Source organism: Pseudoflavitalea sp. G-6-1-2, from assembly GCF_012927185.1.
Lineage (GTDB): Bacteria > Bacteroidota > Bacteroidia > Chitinophagales > Chitinophagaceae > Pseudobacter.
Genome location: NZ_JABBGB010000001.1, coordinates 834360 through 851533 on the forward strand (window position 1 = coordinate 834360; position 17174 = coordinate 851533).

At 46.4% G+C, this 17174-nt stretch carries 13 protein-coding genes; 8 read left to right on the forward strand and 5 right to left on the reverse strand.

Annotated elements, in window-relative coordinates; all coding sequences use genetic code 11:
* Positions 1 to 187: 187 nt before the first annotated feature.
* Complete coding sequence (locus HHL16_RS03515; RefSeq protein ID WP_169423755.1) at positions 188 to 2443, forward strand: helix-turn-helix domain-containing protein; 2256 nt, start codon at positions 188 to 190, stop codon at positions 2441 to 2443.
* 85 nt (positions 2444 to 2528) lie between these two features.
* Here HHL16_RS03515 and HHL16_RS03520 read toward each other — a convergent pair whose 3' ends face one another.
* Positions 2529 to 2999, reverse strand: coding sequence for an META domain-containing protein (locus HHL16_RS03520; RefSeq protein ID WP_169423756.1), 471 nt, complete (start codon positions 2997 to 2999; stop codon positions 2529 to 2531).
* A 118-nt stretch (positions 3000 to 3117) separates the two neighbouring features.
* Positions 3118 to 3345, reverse strand: coding sequence for a hypothetical protein (locus tag HHL16_RS03525; protein ID WP_169423757.1), 228 nt, complete (start codon positions 3343 to 3345; stop codon positions 3118 to 3120).
* Positions 3346 to 3539: 194 nt separating this feature from the next.
* Between HHL16_RS03525 and HHL16_RS03530 the strand changes: the two genes are divergently transcribed.
* Both HHL16_RS03530 and HHL16_RS03535 read left to right on the forward strand, forming a co-directional pair.
* Positions 3540 to 5132, forward strand: a complete 1593-nt coding sequence (locus tag HHL16_RS03530) for a Na+/H+ antiporter (RefSeq protein WP_169423758.1) — start codon at positions 3540 to 3542, stop codon at positions 5130 to 5132.
* A 32-nt stretch (positions 5133 to 5164) separates the two neighbouring features.
* Complete coding sequence (locus tag HHL16_RS03535) at positions 5165 to 5851, forward strand: alpha/beta hydrolase (RefSeq protein WP_169423759.1); 687 nt, start codon at positions 5165 to 5167, stop codon at positions 5849 to 5851.
* Between the two features lie 70 nt (positions 5852 to 5921).
* Here the strand turns inward: HHL16_RS03535 and HHL16_RS03540 are convergent, their stop codons facing one another.
* A complete protein-coding gene (locus tag HHL16_RS03540; protein ID WP_169423760.1) occupies positions 5922 to 6788 on the reverse strand; it encodes an OmpA family protein in 867 nt (288 codons plus the stop codon).
* 569 nt (positions 6789 to 7357) lie between these two features.
* Here HHL16_RS03540 and recA point away from each other — a divergent pair.
* Entirely contained in the window at positions 7358 to 8386 is a 1029-nt protein-coding gene (recA, locus tag HHL16_RS03545) for a recombinase RecA (protein ID WP_169423761.1), read from the forward strand.
* Positions 8387 to 8597: 211 nt separating this feature from the next.
* Here recA and HHL16_RS03550 read toward each other — a convergent pair whose 3' ends face one another.
* Together HHL16_RS03550 and HHL16_RS03555 are read right to left on the reverse strand one after the other, a co-directional pair.
* Positions 8598 to 9080: a hypothetical protein gene (locus tag HHL16_RS03550; RefSeq protein ID WP_169423762.1), complete on the reverse strand. Its 483-nt coding sequence runs from the start codon at positions 9078 to 9080 to the stop codon at positions 8598 to 8600.
* A 370-nt stretch (positions 9081 to 9450) separates the two neighbouring features.
* Complete coding sequence (locus tag HHL16_RS03555) at positions 9451 to 10077, reverse strand: T9SS type A sorting domain-containing protein (RefSeq protein WP_169423763.1); 627 nt, start codon at positions 10075 to 10077, stop codon at positions 9451 to 9453.
* 139 nt (positions 10078 to 10216) lie between these two features.
* Here HHL16_RS03555 and HHL16_RS03560 point away from each other — a divergent pair, with 139 nt between their 5' ends.
* From HHL16_RS03560 to polA, 4 genes are all read left to right on the forward strand, one after another.
* The gene (locus HHL16_RS03560) at positions 10217 to 10672 is read left to right on the forward strand and encodes a methylglyoxal synthase (protein ID WP_169423764.1); all 456 of its coding nucleotides are present in this window, start codon (positions 10217 to 10219) and stop codon (positions 10670 to 10672) included.
* Positions 10673 to 10744: 72 nt separating this feature from the next.
* Complete coding sequence (gene uvrB / locus HHL16_RS03565; protein ID WP_169423765.1) at positions 10745 to 12790, forward strand: excinuclease ABC subunit UvrB; 2046 nt, start codon at positions 10745 to 10747, stop codon at positions 12788 to 12790.
* A gap of 245 nt (positions 12791 to 13035) precedes the next feature.
* Positions 13036 to 14154: an ATP-binding protein gene (locus HHL16_RS03570; protein WP_169423766.1), complete on the forward strand. Its 1119-nt coding sequence runs from the start codon at positions 13036 to 13038 to the stop codon at positions 14152 to 14154.
* Between the two features lie 89 nt (positions 14155 to 14243).
* Positions 14244 to 17087 (forward strand): DNA polymerase I, encoded by a 2844-nt coding sequence (gene polA / locus HHL16_RS03575; RefSeq protein ID WP_169423767.1) that lies wholly within the window; start codon positions 14244 to 14246, stop codon positions 17085 to 17087.
* Positions 17088 to 17174: the final 87 nt, after the last annotated feature.

Consider the following 17174-nt stretch of genomic DNA (forward strand, 5'->3'; position numbering starts at 1 on the left):
ACCGGCAGTCCCGGCATATTTTCCGAACATTCTGCAATTCAGAAAATCCCTAAAACCATCTACGGTATTGTATTTCCGCGTATGTCAAAACATACGTAACCCTAACGGTAACGAATATCCTTATTCGTATTTTATATCACTATTTTTACCCAATCATTCCTTATCTTGCCGGCAAAGTGGAAATGATATGTCGCAACCCGATGCATCCAATCATCTCTTTTACCTCGCAGCCCGGTTTGTAAACCAAACCAACCGCCATCTCTTTCTCACCGGGAAGGCCGGTACGGGTAAGACCACTTTTCTGCGATACATCCGGGAGAATACCAACAAAAGGATGGCCATCATCGCCCCTACCGGCGTAGCCGCCATCAATGCAGGTGGCGTTACCATGCATTCTTTTTTTCAGCTTCCGTTCGGAGCATACATTCCATCGCCCCTGGCAGGATGGAACAGCAACCAGCAGTTCAACAATCAAAATACCCTGCTCAAGAACCTCAAACTCAGCAGGGACAAAAAAGAACTGCTGCGCGAACTGGAGTTGCTGGTAATCGATGAAGTGAGCATGCTTCGCGCCGATCTGCTCGATGAGATCGATCTTATTCTCCGCCACGTACGACGCAAGCCGGAGCAGTCTTTCGGAGGTGTGCAGCTTTTGTACATCGGCGATCTGTTTCAGCTGCCGCCAGTAGTGAGCAATGAGGAATGGGAAGTATTGAAAGATCATTACAGAAGTCCGTTTTTCTTCGATGCGCAGGTATTGCAGCAGCATCCGCCGGTATATCTTGAGCTGAAGAAGATCTACCGCCAACATGAGGCTGACTTCATCGACATACTCAACAATATCCGCAACAATACTACTACCGATCAGGATCTCGACAGGCTGCACCAGCATTATCGCCCCGGATATCAGCAGGAGCCCGGAGAGAACTTCATCATATTGACTACGCATAATGCCAAAGCCGATACCATCAATCAGCAGCAACTGAACAAACTCGATGGAACGCTTTATGAATTTCAGGGATTGATCACCAAAGACTTCAACGAAAAGGCGCTTCCCGCGGAACGCCTGCTTCAACTGAAAGAAGGTGCGCAGATCATGTTCATCAAGAACGATAAAGGCGAGAGCCGCCGCTACTACAACGGCAAGATCGCCGTGATAAGCCGCATAGCAGGAGAAAAGATCTACGTGAACTTCCCCGGCGAGTCTTACGAAATGGAGCTGGAGAAAGAGACCTGGAAGAATATCCGCTATCAATACAATCGTGAAGAAGACAATATCGAAGAAGAAGAGATGGGAAGTTATACGCAGTTTCCGATCAGGCTGGCATGGGCCATCACCATTCACAAAAGCCAGGGGCTTACATTCGAGAAAGCCATCATTGATGCGGGAGCAAGTTTTGCACCCGGACAGGTGTATGTGGCACTCAGCCGGCTGACATCACTGGAAGGTTTGATTTTATTTTCGCGCATCCAGCCGCATTGCATCCAAACCGATGCACGCACAAAACACTTCAGCAATTCCGAACAATCCGAAGACCTGCTGCAGCACTTGCTGGAAGAAGAACAAAAATTATTTGTGGCACGCTCACTCGTTAAAAGTTTCGATTTCACCAAGATGGCCGAAACATTTCGTGAGCACTATGATGATTACCACAATCGACAGCTCACCGATATGAACACAGCCATCAACTGGGCGCAAACCACTGTACGCACGGTGTTGCAGCATCAGGATATGGCGGCAAAATTCATGCGTCAGCTCGAACAATTGCTGCCGCATGCCGAGCAGGATAATTTCCAGTTTCTCCGCCAGCGCATTGCAGCAGCTGCGGAATATTTTCTGCAGCCGCTCGATCAGCTGATTGCAAGCATCAGAGATCATGCGGAAGATGTGCGCATCAAACAACGAGTGAAAAAGTACATCCGTGAGCTGAACGAACTCAGTCTGCTTCCTGAAAGAAAAAAACAGGAATTGCAACTGGCCATCCATATTGCTGCCGGATTATCGCAGGGACTTTCAGCCGGACAATTATTGCAGGAGGTGGAAGACATGCAGAAATCTTTCCGCGTTAAAACCGAAGAACAGGAAGTGAAGGAAGAAAAGAAATCGGGCAAGGCAACGAAGGGAGACTCCAATCGCATTACGCTGAAGCTGTTCCGGGAAGGCAAAACCATTCCTGAGATTGCAGCATTGCGAAACCTGGCGAACGGCACCATCGAAACACATCTCATTTCATTCATCGCCACAGGAGAAGTAGGCATAACGCAACTCGTAGAGGCCGATAAAGTGAAACGGATACTCGAAGAAATGGCAGTACAGCTGGATGGTCCCAGATCCGCCACAGCCATAAAAGAGAGACTGGGAGACAGTTACAGCTTCAACGACATCAGGGCGGTTGGCCAGCACAAAGAGTGGCTGAACAGTCAGAAAGAAGCGCAGCAATAGATCAACAGGCTTCAAAGGGCAGTCACCGTTTTTCGATGCACTCCCCTTTCAAACGTATCCATTCAAACTATTATTAGCATTATGTTCAGGCGCGTTTGATCACTGGCGTCCGTTCAGGTTTTCTCGTCCAGCGCATCAGCTCGGTCTGATCGAACCAGAAGATCAGCATCGAGTCTCTGAAACTATACCGGTTGGTGCGAAGGAAGTTTCTGAGGAAAGCAGCTTCATTATACCCGGTACACACTTTCTTTGAGAGCCGAAGCGGTTCTCCAAACTGCAATGTGCTGTCAGTGTAAGCAAATTCCCCTTCCATGGTATTGCATCCGGTATGTCCGGTGAAGTGGCCTTTTTTTGCATTGAACCGGATAGAAGGGAATTCTCCAGCTGCAGTATCGGAAGGCAGAACAGGCAATAAGAACCACTCGCCGGAGAAAATGGTATCTGCAACTGCCTCCTTTTCAATTGGAGCAATTGCAGAACGGATGTTTTCGCTGTTTCGCGGTGTAGCTGCAATCAGCAGTATCATCAGCCACACACCAATAAGAATAGTGCGCATAGCTTTTCAGAAACTGCATTCAAAATTGCTGCCATGGGGCGAAACACAGAAAGAACCGTCTGACATTGCCAGACGGCCTTTGTACTGTTGCTGGTTCAACAATAATATGCTGATTTGCTTATTTTTTTCGTTTGCCGGATTTTGTGGTATCAGCCGGCATGCTCCGCTGACTCGTATCCATGCGAATGGTATCCGTTCTCGCAGAATCTCCGGGATGGTTCAGCGTGGTATCCACTGCCTGAGGCTGAATAGTTGTGGTGTCGGAGTTTTCCATTTCTCTGTTGCTGCTATCATTGCAGGATGCAAATACTGCTACGGGTAAAGCCAATAACCATAGTCTTTTCATACTCGTGTTTCGGATTGGCTTTCAAATCTGTTGCCAGCCGTCTGATTCCACAGATTATCGGTGTGTAAATAAATTGTGCAGGTTCAGATTACAGCAAAGTCAGTTAGGGGTACTATTGATTTTGTTTCCCATGTTGTGATCGTTCCACAACAGTTGTTGATTTTCTTCCATTGAAATTTTTTATAAATTGTGCCATGCTGCAGAACCATGTATTGTTGATACTTTCCCTGCTTTTTGTTGTTTCGATGTTAGCGATGCTGAGTGAGAAGTTGCGAATTTCTTATCCCATCTTTTTGGTAATCGCCGGATTGCTGATCAGTTTTATTCCCGGTATTCCGGAGATAAGCCTCGAACCGGAAGTGGTGTTCATTATTTTTCTTCCTCCATTATTATATTCGGCTGCCTGGTACACATCCTGGAACGACTTCTGGACCAACCGGCGACCGATCGGATTATTATCTATCGGGCTGGTGATATTTACATCGGCGGCAGTGGCCTTCACTGCCGTAGCCATGATCCCGGGATTTACACTGGCGATGGGCTTTCTGCTCGGCGGCATCATTGCGCCTCCCGATGCAGTAGCAGCAACGAGTGTATTGCAGGGTCTGAAAGTACCCAAGCGCGTGATCACCATTCTCGAAGGCGAGAGTCTGGTGAATGATGCGTCTTCACTCATCGTTTTCAGATTTGCACTGGCCACCATTATGTCCGGACAATTCATATTGTGGAAAGCGGGCGCTCAGTTTGTTTGGGTATCGTTGATGGGTATTGCCATCGGACTGGCTATTGCATTTATCGAATACCTCATACATCGCTTTCTGCCAACCAACGCGAGTATCGATACAGCCATTACCCTGATCACTCCTTATCTGATGTACATCACCGCAGAGCATTTTCATTTTTCCGGAGTATTGGCTGTAGTGGCAGGTGGATTGTTCATGAGTTCAAAATCGCACGAGATCTTTTCTTACAATACCCGCATACAAACCACCAGCGTTTGGAATACACTCGTGTTTTTGCTGAATGGTGTGGTATTTATTATGATAGGTCTCCAACTGCCGGGCATTGTAGCCGGATTGGAAGAGAACACCATGATGCAGAGTTTCAAGTATGCAGTAGTGATCAGCGTGGTTACCATACTTATCCGCATACTTTGGGTTTATCCTGCCACCTATCTCCCAAGAGTGCTGAGCAAAAAAATCAAAACAAAAGAACCAAGACCAGGCTGGAGACCGGTGTTTCTGGTGGCATGGAGCGGAATGCGTGGCGTAGTGTCGCTGGCAGCAGCATTATCGATTCCGCTGGCACTTGGAAATGGACATAGTTTTCCATTCCGTAACCTCATATTATTTATTACGTTTTGTGTGATATTGGTTACGCTGGTGATACAGGGCCTCAGCCTTCCGTTCTTGCTGAAGGCACTCAAAATTGAAGTGTCGGAAGATGAACATGCGCAGGAGCAGGAAATCAGATTGCGCCTGGCGAATGCAGCGCTGAGCCATATGGAAACCAATTATGCGGCAGAAGCCAATTCCATAGAGGCTTTCATCAGATTGAAAGATCGTTACAAACGAATGGCGGAGATCGCAGCAGGCAAACTTGAAAAAGAAGAAGAACTGCGCAAGCGACCCGAATTTCTGCACAAGTATCGCGAAATGCTGGTGGAGCTGGTGCATGCACGCCGGATGGAGCTCAATAAAATGCGGCACGAAAAACAATATGCAGATGAACTGCTCCGCAAGCGCGAAGACGAATTGGATCTGGAAGAAGCACGGCTCCGCAAATAACCGGAACGTGCAGAACAATCATACATATTATTATGGAAACAATCGTTCTGCTTCATGGCGCTGTTGGTGCAGCTTCGCAACTGAAGCCGCTGGCCGATGCGCTCGGTAAGGATTACAAAGTTCATTACTTCAATTTAAAAGGACATGGCGGAGAGCCAATGCCGGACGAACCGTTCTCCATTGAAATGTTTGCACAGCAGGTGCTGGATTATTTCGAACAGCATCAGCTGCAATCGCCCATCGTTTTCGGTTACAGTCTCGGTGGTTATGTAGGCATGTATATTGCGCGGCATTATCCGGGGAAGATCAGCCGGCTGATAACGCTTGCCACCAAATACGAATGGAGCCCTGAGATTGCAGCAAAGGAGGGAAAGAATTTCGATGCGGAGAAGATCGAAGCGAAAGTTCCGGCATTTGCAGCGCAGCTGGCAAAACTGCATGCGCCCGGAGACTGGAAACTAACATTGAAAAAAGTAGCGGAGCTGCTTCATGCGTTGGGTAACCGAAATGCGCTCGGCATGGAAGATTATCCGCAAATAAACATACCTGTACTGGTAATGGTGGGAGACAGAGACAGAATGGTGAGTATCGAAGAAACGGTTGGCGTGTATCGTGCACTGCCGGCAGCAACGGCTTCACTCTGTATTTTGCCGGGAACCCCGCATCCGCTGGAACAGGTGAATCTCCATCAGATATTGAATCAGATACTTCAGAAATAAAAAAAGCCGGCTGTTCTTGCGAACAGCCGGCCAATTGCGTATAAGAGTTAATTGATGTCCCTTCGAAAGATTAGTTTTTCTTTTCGAGCAGTTTGAAGAACTGATCCAGTTGTGGCAGAATCACAATACGGGTTCTGCGGTTAGCAGCTTTACCTTCTACAGTATCATTTGCACCAACAGGTACATATTCAGAGCGACCGGCAGCGGTCATCTTAGCTGGCTCGAGACCATACTGGTTTTGCAGAACGCGAACTACAGAGGTAGCACGTTTTACAGACAGATCCCAGTTGTCTACGAGAACGCCTCTTGAGAAACCTACGTTGTCTGTATGACCTTCAACCATGAATTCGATATCAGGCTGATTTTTCAGTACAGTTGCAACTTTGCCGAGAACTTCTTTTGCTTTATCGGTTACATCATAGCTTCCGCTTTTGAACAACAGTTTGTCGGAGATGTCGATGTAAACAACACCTTTGTCAACTTTGATGTTGATGTCTTTATCGTCCAGGTTGCCGATAGCGCCTTTCAGATTCATCACCAGTTGCATGTTGAGTGAATCTTTCTTAGCCATAGACTGCTGGAGCGTTTGGATATAAGCGTCTTTAGCGCCGATATTGTCCAGAGACTTGCGAATGCTTTCTGCCTGAGAGCTGGAGATCACGGAGAGATCCTGCAGTTGTTTCAGGGCAGTAGTATTGTTTTCTTTAAGGAACGCGATTTGTTTGTTGAGGCCATCGATTTCAGTTTGCAGGCCTGCAGCTTTACGTGCAGCTTCTGCTTTCAGGTCTTCGCAACCTTTGAGATCGTTGGTTAATTTACCATTAGCTTCTGTGAGCTGTGCAACTTTGGCTTGTTCAGCCGCGAATTTCTTTTTACTTACGCAAGAGTAAAGGAGGATAGGGGACACTGCTACTAATAAGAATTGACTGGGCTTCATATAAATTGATTTGATTGAGAAATATACATCCATCCGTGCATTGCTGCAATTGCCTTTCTTTTTATGCTTTTAGCAAGCTTCATGCCTAACTGGGGTTCCAAAGGTAAATGAAGCAGATAAATTAGTTACTAAACAATTAGTTAAGTGTTGTTTTTAAGTTCTTTTTAATGCGCGTGCATAGGGGTATTCAAACTACCACAAAGTAGTATTGACGGGCATTTGGAATTGTTATCCCTTTGCATGTGTTATCAGCCTATACCTTTATCTGGAGATCAGGTTCACGCTTATTTCCAGGGCCCCACATCAAGCGGTGGGGTTTTTTATTGGAAGAGTTATTAGAAGTGATGATCATATGATGGGTACGGTTAATCACTGGATAATTTCTGCTGCTGCACAAACGAAATACTACCGTAAATATTTTATTCAGGATCAGGCAAAAAAAACGCCACCAAAAAAATTAGTTCATTTTGCTAAAATAATTAGTTTGTAATCCGGAAATTTCCCCTACATTTGACATACAATATCGCACTCTACTAATAACTACTAACAATACTAAAAAACTACCCATTATGGCTAAAGAGAAGGACAGCGTTGGCGTTGAAAACAACGACAAACTGAAAGCACTGAAACTCACCATTGATAAGATCGAGAAAGACTTTGGTAAGGGAAGTGTAATGATGATGAATGAAAAATCCCAGGATCCGCATGAAGTGGTATCTACCGGGTCAATCGGTCTCGATACAGCATTAGGTATCGGCGGATTTCCGAGGGGGCGTATCATTGAGATCTATGGTCCTGAATCATCCGGTAAAACAACCGTAGCCATACACGCAATTGCAGAAGCACAGAAAAAAGGTGGCATGTGTGCCATCATCGATGCGGAACACGCATTCGACAGCGCTTATGCACGCAAACTGGGAGTAGATGTAGACAATCTCCTGATCTCTCAACCTGATTATGGAGAGCAGGCACTCGAAATTGCAGACAGATTGATTCTTTCCGGTGCACTCGATGTTGTGGTGATCGACTCTGTGGCTGCGCTGGTACCAAAAGGTGAGCTCGAAGGTGAAATGGGCGACAGCAAGATGGGTCTTCAGGCACGTCTGATGTCTCAGGCGCTTCGTAAACTCACAGCAACGATCAATAAGACCAATACCATTTGCATATTCATCAACCAGTTGCGTGAAAAGATCGGTGTAATGTTCGGTAACCCCGAAACAACCACCGGTGGTAATGCCCTGAAGTTCTACGCATCTGTTCGTCTTGATATCCGCCGCATGGCTCAGATCAAAGATGGTGATGAAGCAATCGGTAACCGTGTGAAAGTAAAAGTGGTTAAGAATAAAGTAGCTCCTCCATTCCGCGCAGCAGAATTCGATATCGTTTTCGGAGAAGGTATCTCCAAAACTGGTGAGATCCTCGATATGGGAGTGGAATTAGGAATCGTAAATAAAAGCGGTAGCTGGTTCAGCTACAATAGCGATAAACTCGGACAGGGACGTGATGCAGTGAAACAATTGCTGATCGACAATCCTGAACTGAGCAACGAGATCGAAACTAAGATCCGTGAAAAGATTAAGGAAATGCAGAATGCGTAAGCATCCCATCAACTCTGCATTCAAAAGATAGTTTTATGATGGGTTAGTAAATAGTAGGACCGGCCAATTCTTTGGCTGGTTTTTCTTTTTTATAGAACTCTCTTGAAACCTATGATAGAGTAAGGCCTGACACTGGTTTACAGGCACAAAACAAACAGCTGTTCTGCCTGTTATCCCTAACCGATTTTTCCCGGAGGTTCTTTTTCCCGGCTTATGCACTTACGCACATGAATGCCGGTTTTTTCTTCTGAACAAAACCTTTTGCATTCTCCTGACGAATCATTTTAGAAGGCATAGCCCAGAACTCAGGCGCATCCTTAATTCCCTCCGAAGCATAAGAAACTTCAAACGCTTTCGACAGAGATGGAAACAGCACCATCGAACGCTCACGGTCTATCATATACGCAGTATTGAACGCCACCTTCTTTGCAGTAACTTTTGCTCCTCCCCTGGTGGTGGCCGTGAACCTTTGTCCATTCCAGTTCACCGATTCAAGCTGTCCCAACTTTACTTCCTTCACCTTCCCCCCACTCTTCAGAAAAGAATCGGTTACACCAGCCGTTTTGGTTCCCATTCCCTGCACCAATAAAATGTCTGCATCATCCAATTGAATTTCTGCCACTACCATATCTGGCATCATTAAAACAGCAGGAGCTATCATACCCGTGCGAAATAGAAAATTTCTTCTGTTCATATAGCAGGAATTTTAATGTAATAAGCAAATTTTGAATACTTCCCGAAGGAAAAGGGTATTGCTACCTGATACCGGTAAACAGCAAACTATCTGTTCTGCCGTTGTTCAGGAAACAGGTAATATTTATCGCATGTACATCAGGGTAAGCTGCAAAATGCAGCACTGTTCTATGTTTCGGAGCTATGGAAGGGAAAATCTGTACTAAAATTAGAGAAAGTAAAGGAAATAAAAAAGGGGTCTGAATAGACATTCAACCCCGCTTTAAAATCCAATATCCTATGAAAAACCGAGGTAAAAATAAGGGTGAAAATCCATTTCTGCAATACCATTTTGTGGTAATCGGTAAAATCCCTGTTTGAATTGACTAAAATCAATTTTTCAGCAGCCTTTCCTGTGTTACGGTTCCGGTTACGCGGTTTGTGCAGCGAAGGAGGTAAATACCCTTTTCCAGGGATGTAACATTAATGGTTTGCAGCCCCTGAATTCTGCTCTGGCTGAGGCGGAGTTGCCCATTGCCATCGAGCACCTGCAGATCGATGGGGTCTTCGGTACGTACAATTAATATATTGTCTACAGGGTTGGGGTAAAATTTGAAGGAGATATCGCCGGCCACCATCGTGCTGGCAATCAGAGAATATTGTTCCACACCCGTTTTACCGGCATGTTTAATTCTGTAAGCATTGCGGCCCTTCGCAGGGGAATCATCCACCCACTCGTACCAGTCGCCCGTTTCCGGCTGTTTCAACAGTGCCACCATTTCAAAATCTTTCCCGCCCGCACTTCTCTCCACTGACACAAACTCTCTGTTTCCGTTCTTCGGCAGGCGCCAGTTAAGCAAAACCCTTGTTTTTTCTTTTACGGTAGCCACAAGATTGGTAACCTGCGAAGAAGATGCATCCGACTGATCCTGTATTTCCGATGTGGTATCAGCCTGCGCCCATGCCGTGGATAATCCACCGCACAACACGCAAAACAGGAATATCAGATTTTTAAGCATCAAAGTGTTTTTCAATTTTCAGGAACAGCATATTTACAATATCCGTGCCCAGGTGGTTGAAAAACGAAGCAACAACAGCAAAATTTTTGGAGCACACGTTAAAGTTTCTTCAAAAAGCCCGTTATCACTACCTTTAAGCATGATCAAGACCCGACGTTTAGAAATAAGAAAACGCATCGCCCTCGTAGCACACGACAATAAGAAGAAAGACCTCATCGAATGGGCCGAGTTCAATAAAACTGTACTCTCCAAACACGAACTGATAGCCACAGGCACCACAGGAAAACTGCTGGAAGATCAGCTGGACAGGCCTGTTAAAAAATTCCTCTCCGGCCCACTCGGCGGAGATCAGCAGATCGGCGCCATGATTGCCGGAGGAGAGATCGATATCCTCATCTTCTTCTGGGACCCCATGGAAGCACAGCCCCACGACAGTGACGTTAAAGCCTTGCTGCGTATTGCCATGGCATGGAACTGCATCATGGCATGCGATCGCTCCACTGCTGACTTTGTACTGACATCTCCCCTGATGCAGAGTGAATATCTCTGCACTATCCCTGATTATTCAGGATACCTTAAACGAAAGATCGACTGAGTTTGTTAATGATTCCATACACCCGGCAATAAGGCCATTGGCCGTAAATTTGCCGGTTATCCTTTTTAAATTATGGCATTCAACTTACACAATCCATTTACTCCTTCGGGCGATCAGCCGGGAGCCATCCGTCAGTTGACCGAAGGCATCCTCGCAGGTGAACAATCCCAGGTCTTACTGGGTGTTACCGGAAGTGGTAAAACCTTCACCATGGCCAATGTGATTCAGAATGTGCAACGCCCTACCCTGGTGCTAACACATAACAAAACACTGGTGGCCCAACTATATGGTGAGTTCAAACAGTTCTTCCCGGACAATGCCGTTGGTTACTTTGTGAGCTATTACGATTATTATCAGCCGGAGGCCTACATGCCTGTGTCTGATACCTATATTGAAAAAGATCTCAGCATCAACGATGAGCTGGATAAACTCCGCCTGCACGCCACTTCCGAACTGCTCTCCGGCAGACGCGATATCATTGTAGTTGCATCCGTGAGCTGTATCTATGGTATGGGTAATCCGCAGGTACTGGAAAATGGTATCATTCGCATCAACCGCGGACAAACCATTTCGAGGCAGGCTTTCCTTCACTCGCTGGTTAATGCGCTCTACAACCGCACCCAGCTTGAATTTACACGCGGTACTTTCCGCGTGAAAGGAGATACTGTTGATATCAATCTGCCCTATCTCGACCAGGGCCTTCGCATCACTTTCTTCGGAGATGAGATCGAAACCATCGAAACGCTCGATATCAAAACCGGCAAACGCATCGCCGGAAAAGAAACAGCAGCCATCTTCCCTGCCAATCTTTACCTGGCACCAAAAGATATTATTCAGCAGATCCTTTACGAAATTCAGGATGAAAGCCACAGGCAGGTTGAATATTTCAAACAGGTGGGCAAGTTCATCGAAGCGCAACGCCTGAGTGAACGCGTGAATTATGATGTTGAAATGATCCGCGAACTCGGCTACTGCAACGGCGTAGAAAACTACTCCCGCTTCTTCGACAGAAGAACTCCGGGAACACGCCCATTCTGTCTGCTCGATTACTTCCCCGACGATTATCTCATGATCATCGATGAGAGCCACCAGACCATTCCGCAGATCAGCGGCATGTACGGTGGTGACCGCAGCCGCAAACTGGTGCTGGTTGATTACGGTTTCAGGCTTCCTTCGGCGATGGATAACCGCCCGCTTAACTTCCACGAGTTTGAATCGCTCACCAATCAGGTAGTGTATGTGTCGGCCACTCCCGGCGAATACGAACTGGAAAAAACCGGCGGCGTAGTTGCAGAACAGGTGGTCCGTCCGACAGGATTGCTCGATCCGCCCATCGAAGTTCGCCCAAGCGTTAATCAGATCGACGACCTGCTCGACGAAATAGACAAGCGCGTTAAGAAAGGAGACCGTGTGCTGGTAACCACCCTCACCAAAAGGATGGCAGAAGAGATGGACAAATACCTGCACCGCATCAATATCAAATCGAAGTACATCCACAGTGAAGTGGATACACTGGAGCGCGTGGAAATCCTTCGCCAGCTCAGGCTCGGCGATATCGATGTACTGGTGGGAGTTAACCTGCTCAGAGAAGGGCTCGATCTCCCGGAAGTCTCGCTGGTAGCCATTCTCGACGCAGACAAAGAAGGCTTCCTCCGCAACGAACGCTCATTGACCCAAACGGCAGGACGCGCAGCCCGTAACGTAGACGGACTCGTAATCTTCTATGCCGACAAGATCACCGAAAGCATGCAGCGAACGATGGACGAAACCTCCCGCCGCCGCGAAAAACAGATCGCTTACAATCTTGAACATAATATCACGCCAAGAACAGTCACCAAGTCCAAAGAACAGGTGATGGCCCAGACCTCTGTAGTTGACATCAAAGGGTACGATCCCGACAGTCCGCTTCGCGTTATGCCTGGCGAAGACATCGTAAGAGTTTCGGCAGCGGCAGAAGAACAAGTGGAATATCACACCATTCCTCAGATAGAAAAAGCTGTAGGAAAACTGAAGAAGGAAATGGAAAAAGCCGCAAGGGATCTGGATTTCATGGAGGCAGCCCGACTTCGCGACGAAATGTTTTCCCTGCAGAAAAAACTCCAGGAAATGAAACAATAATTGAAACAGTATCGCGAATACACCAATGTTCCCACACAGAAAGTGAATGCTCCGAATGTAGGATAACCGGATCAGGAACCGCCACACCGAATTTGAACGCTGACCGTAACGGTTGGCGTTTTTTTGTGTCCCAACCAGATAACGCGGTATTGTCGTTTTTTTTCAGAGCAAAACGTCCAAAATCATAATATTCTCGGATTTCACTCCAAAAATATCATAATTTTATAGGAATAGAATCCCACAATATGATAACCAGAGTTCTTCAAACCGCCATCGAATCCAGGCTTTTTAAAGGAAAAGCTATTTTGATATTCGGCCCACGACAATCGGGTAAATCCACGATGGTGGAAGAAATATTGAAGAACCGTGATATGTTGTATTTGAATGGAGACGATGCTGATACCAGAGAACTGCTCACCAATACCAGCGCTGCAAAACTAAAATCTTACATCGGTAGCAATAAGTTGATGTTTATTGATGAGGCACAACGCATTTCCAATATCGGCCTTACGCTTAAACAGATAACCGATCAGATAAAAGATGTGCAGGTAATTGCCACCGGGTCTTCTGCATTTGAATTATCCAGCCAGGTAAACGAACCGCTCACGGGCAGAAAATACGAATACATGCTGTACCCTTTGAGCTTTGAAGAAATGGTAAATCATCATGGATTGATCACTGAGAAAAGACTTCTTCACCAGCGAATGATATATGGATATTATCCTGAAATCGTAACAAAACCCGAAGAAGCGCATGAGCTACTGAGATTACTTGCAGATAGTTATTTGTACAAAGACCTGCTTATGCTCGATCAGATCAAGAAACCAATGCAACTCGCAAAACTCCTGAAAGCACTGGCACTACAGGTTGGATCAGAAATAAGCTATCAGGAAATTGGACAAACAATTGGATCAGACAATAAAACAGTTGACAAATACATCGATTTGCTTGAAAAAGCATTTGTGTTGTTTCGCTTGCCTGCATTCAGCAGAAATGTGAGGAATGAAATCAAAAAAGGGAAAAAAGTGTATTTCTATGATTGTGGAATTCGTAACGCCATCGTCAATAATTTCAAACCCTTAACATCCCGAACCGATACCGGAGCTTTATGGGAGAACTTTCTGATGTCGGAAAGAATGAAATATTGCCGATACCATAACCTGAATGTTTCACAATATTTCTGGCGAACCACACAACAGCAGGAAATTGATCTCATTGAAGAGGATTCTGATAAGCTACATGCATTTGAATTCAAATGGAGCAAAACAGAAAAACCAAGATTTCCCGAAACCTTTACAGGAAATTATCCAGGATCAGAAACCAAGGTGATTTCTCCTGAAAATATGGAAGAATTTATTGCCTGATCCCCCTTCATCACCCGTTTCTGCCTCTTCGTCTCTCCAATCGCCAAATACCTGTTCCGTCGGAACTGCTTTGTTGTTAACTTAGCGGCATGAGTAAAAAAGTATTTCTTCTCGATGCGCTGGCACTCGTTTTCCGTGCCTACTATGCACTGATCCGCAATCCAAGGATTACTTCAAAAGGTAAGAACACCAACGCACAGTTTGGTTTCATCAACACCCTGCTCGATCTGCTCAATAATCAGAAACCAACCCATATGGCCGTATGCTTCGATACATCGGCCCCTACTGAACGACATACCGAATTCACAGAATACAAAGCTAACCGGCAGGATGCACCCGAAGATCTCATAGCCGCACTTCCGGATATCAAAAAAATCATCCGCGGATTCAATATCCCCGTGATCGAGTTCGATGGCTATGAAGCCGATGACGTTATCGGCACCCTCAGCAAACAAGCCGCCAAAGCAGGTTACGAAGTGTTTATGGTAACACCAGACAAAGACTATGGCCAGCTGGTTGAAGAAAACATCAAAATCTACAAACCTGGCTATCAGGGCGGAGATGCAGAGATTCTCGGTCCCAAAGAAGTTTGTGAGAAATGGAATATCAAAGAAGTGCATCAGGTGATCGATATCCTCGGCCTCATGGGCGATGCCGTTGACAACATTCCAGGCATAGCAGGCGTAGGAGAAAAAACTGCCGCCAAACTGCTCGCAGAATACGGCACACTTGAGAATGTACTCGAAAACGCAGACAAAATAAAAGGTGCACTCGGAGAAAAAGTACGCAACGGAAAGAACGCCGCCCTCCTCTCCAAAAAACTGGCAACCATCATTACCGATGTGCCAGTTGAATTTCATGAAGACGATTTCAAAGTAAAAGAGATCAATAAAGAATTGCTTACCGAGATCTTCACCGAGCTCGAATTCAAAACAGTAGGCAAGCGCATTCTTGGCGAAAGCTTCAACATTGTGCCAGGTGGCCAACCGCAGGGTGTGCAGAAAGATCTTTTCGGAAATGATATGGAAACTGCGCCCGCAAAGGGAAAAGCAAAGAAAGAAGAAGCCGGCTCCGATGAAGACCGTGTGGAAACCACCGACGCCATCTTCGCAGGAAAAAGCATTGCCAACACAGCGCACCAGTATCGCGCCATCACGGATGATGCAGCCATCGATACACTCATCAAAGAATTGATGGAGCAATCCGAAATTTGCTTCGACACCGAAACCACCAATCTCGACGCCAACGACGCAGAGATCGTAGGCATGAGCTTCAGCTTCAAAACAAGCGAAGCTTACTATGTTCCCTGTCCTCCCGATCAGGAACAAACGAAAAAACTGCTGCAAAAATTCGCGCCGCTCTTCGAAAACAAAAACATCATCTGGTTAGGCCAGAACCTCAAATACGATATGCTCGTACTGAAATGGTACGGCTACGAACTTAAGGGAAATATCTTCGATACTATGCTCGCCCATTACGTAATCGAGCCGGATGGCAAACACAGCATGGATGTACTCAGTGCACAATACCTCGGCTACGAACCCATCCATATCGATGAGCTCATCGGTAAGAAAGGAAAAACACAGGGCAATATGCGCGATGTGGAACTGAGCAAGATCACCGAATATGCCGCCGAAGATGCAGACATTACGCTTCAGCTGAAGCAGGTGTTTGCGCCGATGCTCAAATCAAAGGATGTTGAAAAAGTGTTTGGCGAAGTAGAAAATCCACTCGTGAAAGTGCTCACAGATATGGAATACGCAGGCGTTCGCATCGACGAAAACTTCCTCAAAGATTATTCAATACAACTCGATAAAGAAGCCAAACAGGCCGAAGAAAATGTTTTCCAGCAGGCCGGAGTTAAATTCAATCTCGGTTCTCCCAAACAACTGGGCGAAGTGCTTTTCGAGAAACTGCAGCTCGATCCCAAAGCGAAGAAAACCAAAACCGGACAATACGCTACCGGCGAAGACGTGCTGCTGAAGCTCGCCGGCGAGAATAAGATCGTTGACGACATACTTGCCTATCGCGAACTCACCAAGCTTCGCTCTACCTATGTGGATGCGCTGCCGCAAATGATCAATCGCAAAACAGGTAGGGTGCATACATCCTATGCGCAAGCGGTTGCCGTAACTGGTCGTCTCGCAAGCAACAACCCCAACCTCCAGAACATCCCTGTTCGTACAGACAGAGGCAAGGAGATCCGCAAAGCATTCATCCCGACAGACGATAAACATATTCTGCTTTCTGCCGACTACTCGCAGATCGAGCTGCGCATTGTTGCTGCCATCAGTGGCGACCCTGCCATGTGCGAGGCCTTCAAACTCGGCAAAGACATTCACACCGCTACTGCCGCAAAAGTGTACGGCGTTGCTGAAGCAGATGTAACCAAAGAAATGCGTTACAAAGCAAAGAGCGTAAACTTCGGTATCATCTACGGCCAGGGCGCCTTCGGTCTCGCCGACAACCTTGGCATCAGCAGAACCGAAGCCAAAGAGATCATCGACAATTACAAAAAACAGTTCTCCAATATTCAGAAGTATATGGATGATACCATCAACTTCGCCCGCGAGAACGGATACGTGCAAACCCTCATGGGAAGAAAGCGCTGGCTCCGGGACATCAATTCCTCCAACTTCACCGTAAGAGGATTTGCTGAACGAAACGCCATCAACTCACCCATCCAGGGCACTGCAGCGGATATGATCAAACTGGCTATGATCAAACTGCACCACGAGTTCAAAAAACACAAATTCAAATCCACCATGATCATGCAGGTGCATGACGAGTTGGTCTTCGATGCCACGCTCGACGAAGTGGATATCATCAAACCTATCATTCTGGAGTGCATGCGCAGCGCACTTCCTCTCCCCAACGAAGTACCGGTAGAAGCCGAGATCGGAGGCGGAAAGAACTGGCTCGAAGCACACTAATCAGTTTCAAATACTTAACATTCCTTTACATTATCAGGGGCTTGAATTTACAAGCCCCTAACAGTCTCCGGCGTCTAATTTGTTGCT

Excerpts from the sequence above, each read along its gene's own strand:
- HHL16_RS03515 (WP_169423755.1), top strand. The coding sequence starts at position 188 with ATGTCGCAACCCGATGCATCCAATCATCTCTTTTACCTCGCAGCCCGG.
- HHL16_RS03520 (WP_169423756.1), bottom strand. The coding sequence starts at position 2,999 with ATGCGCACTATTCTTATTGGTGTGTGGCTGATGATACTGCTGATTGCA.
- HHL16_RS03525 (WP_169423757.1), bottom strand. The coding sequence starts at position 3,345 with ATGAAAAGACTATGGTTATTGGCTTTACCCGTAGCAGTATTTGCATCC.
- HHL16_RS03530 (WP_169423758.1), top strand. The coding sequence starts at position 3,540 with ATGCTGCAGAACCATGTATTGTTGATACTTTCCCTGCTTTTTGTTGTT.
- HHL16_RS03535 (WP_169423759.1), top strand. The coding sequence starts at position 5,165 with ATGGAAACAATCGTTCTGCTTCATGGCGCTGTTGGTGCAGCTTCGCAA.
- HHL16_RS03540 (WP_169423760.1), bottom strand. The coding sequence starts at position 6,788 with ATGAAGCCCAGTCAATTCTTATTAGTAGCAGTGTCCCCTATCCTCCTT.
- recA (WP_169423761.1), top strand. The coding sequence starts at position 7,358 with ATGGCTAAAGAGAAGGACAGCGTTGGCGTTGAAAACAACGACAAACTG.
- HHL16_RS03550 (WP_169423762.1), bottom strand. The coding sequence starts at position 9,080 with ATGAACAGAAGAAATTTTCTATTTCGCACGGGTATGATAGCTCCTGCT.
- HHL16_RS03555 (WP_169423763.1), bottom strand. The coding sequence starts at position 10,077 with ATGCTTAAAAATCTGATATTCCTGTTTTGCGTGTTGTGCGGTGGATTA.
- HHL16_RS03560 (WP_169423764.1), top strand. The coding sequence starts at position 10,217 with ATGATCAAGACCCGACGTTTAGAAATAAGAAAACGCATCGCCCTCGTA.
- uvrB (WP_169423765.1), top strand. The coding sequence starts at position 10,745 with ATGGCATTCAACTTACACAATCCATTTACTCCTTCGGGCGATCAGCCG.
- HHL16_RS03570 (WP_169423766.1), top strand. The coding sequence starts at position 13,036 with ATGATAACCAGAGTTCTTCAAACCGCCATCGAATCCAGGCTTTTTAAA.
- polA (WP_169423767.1), top strand. The coding sequence starts at position 14,244 with ATGAGTAAAAAAGTATTTCTTCTCGATGCGCTGGCACTCGTTTTCCGT.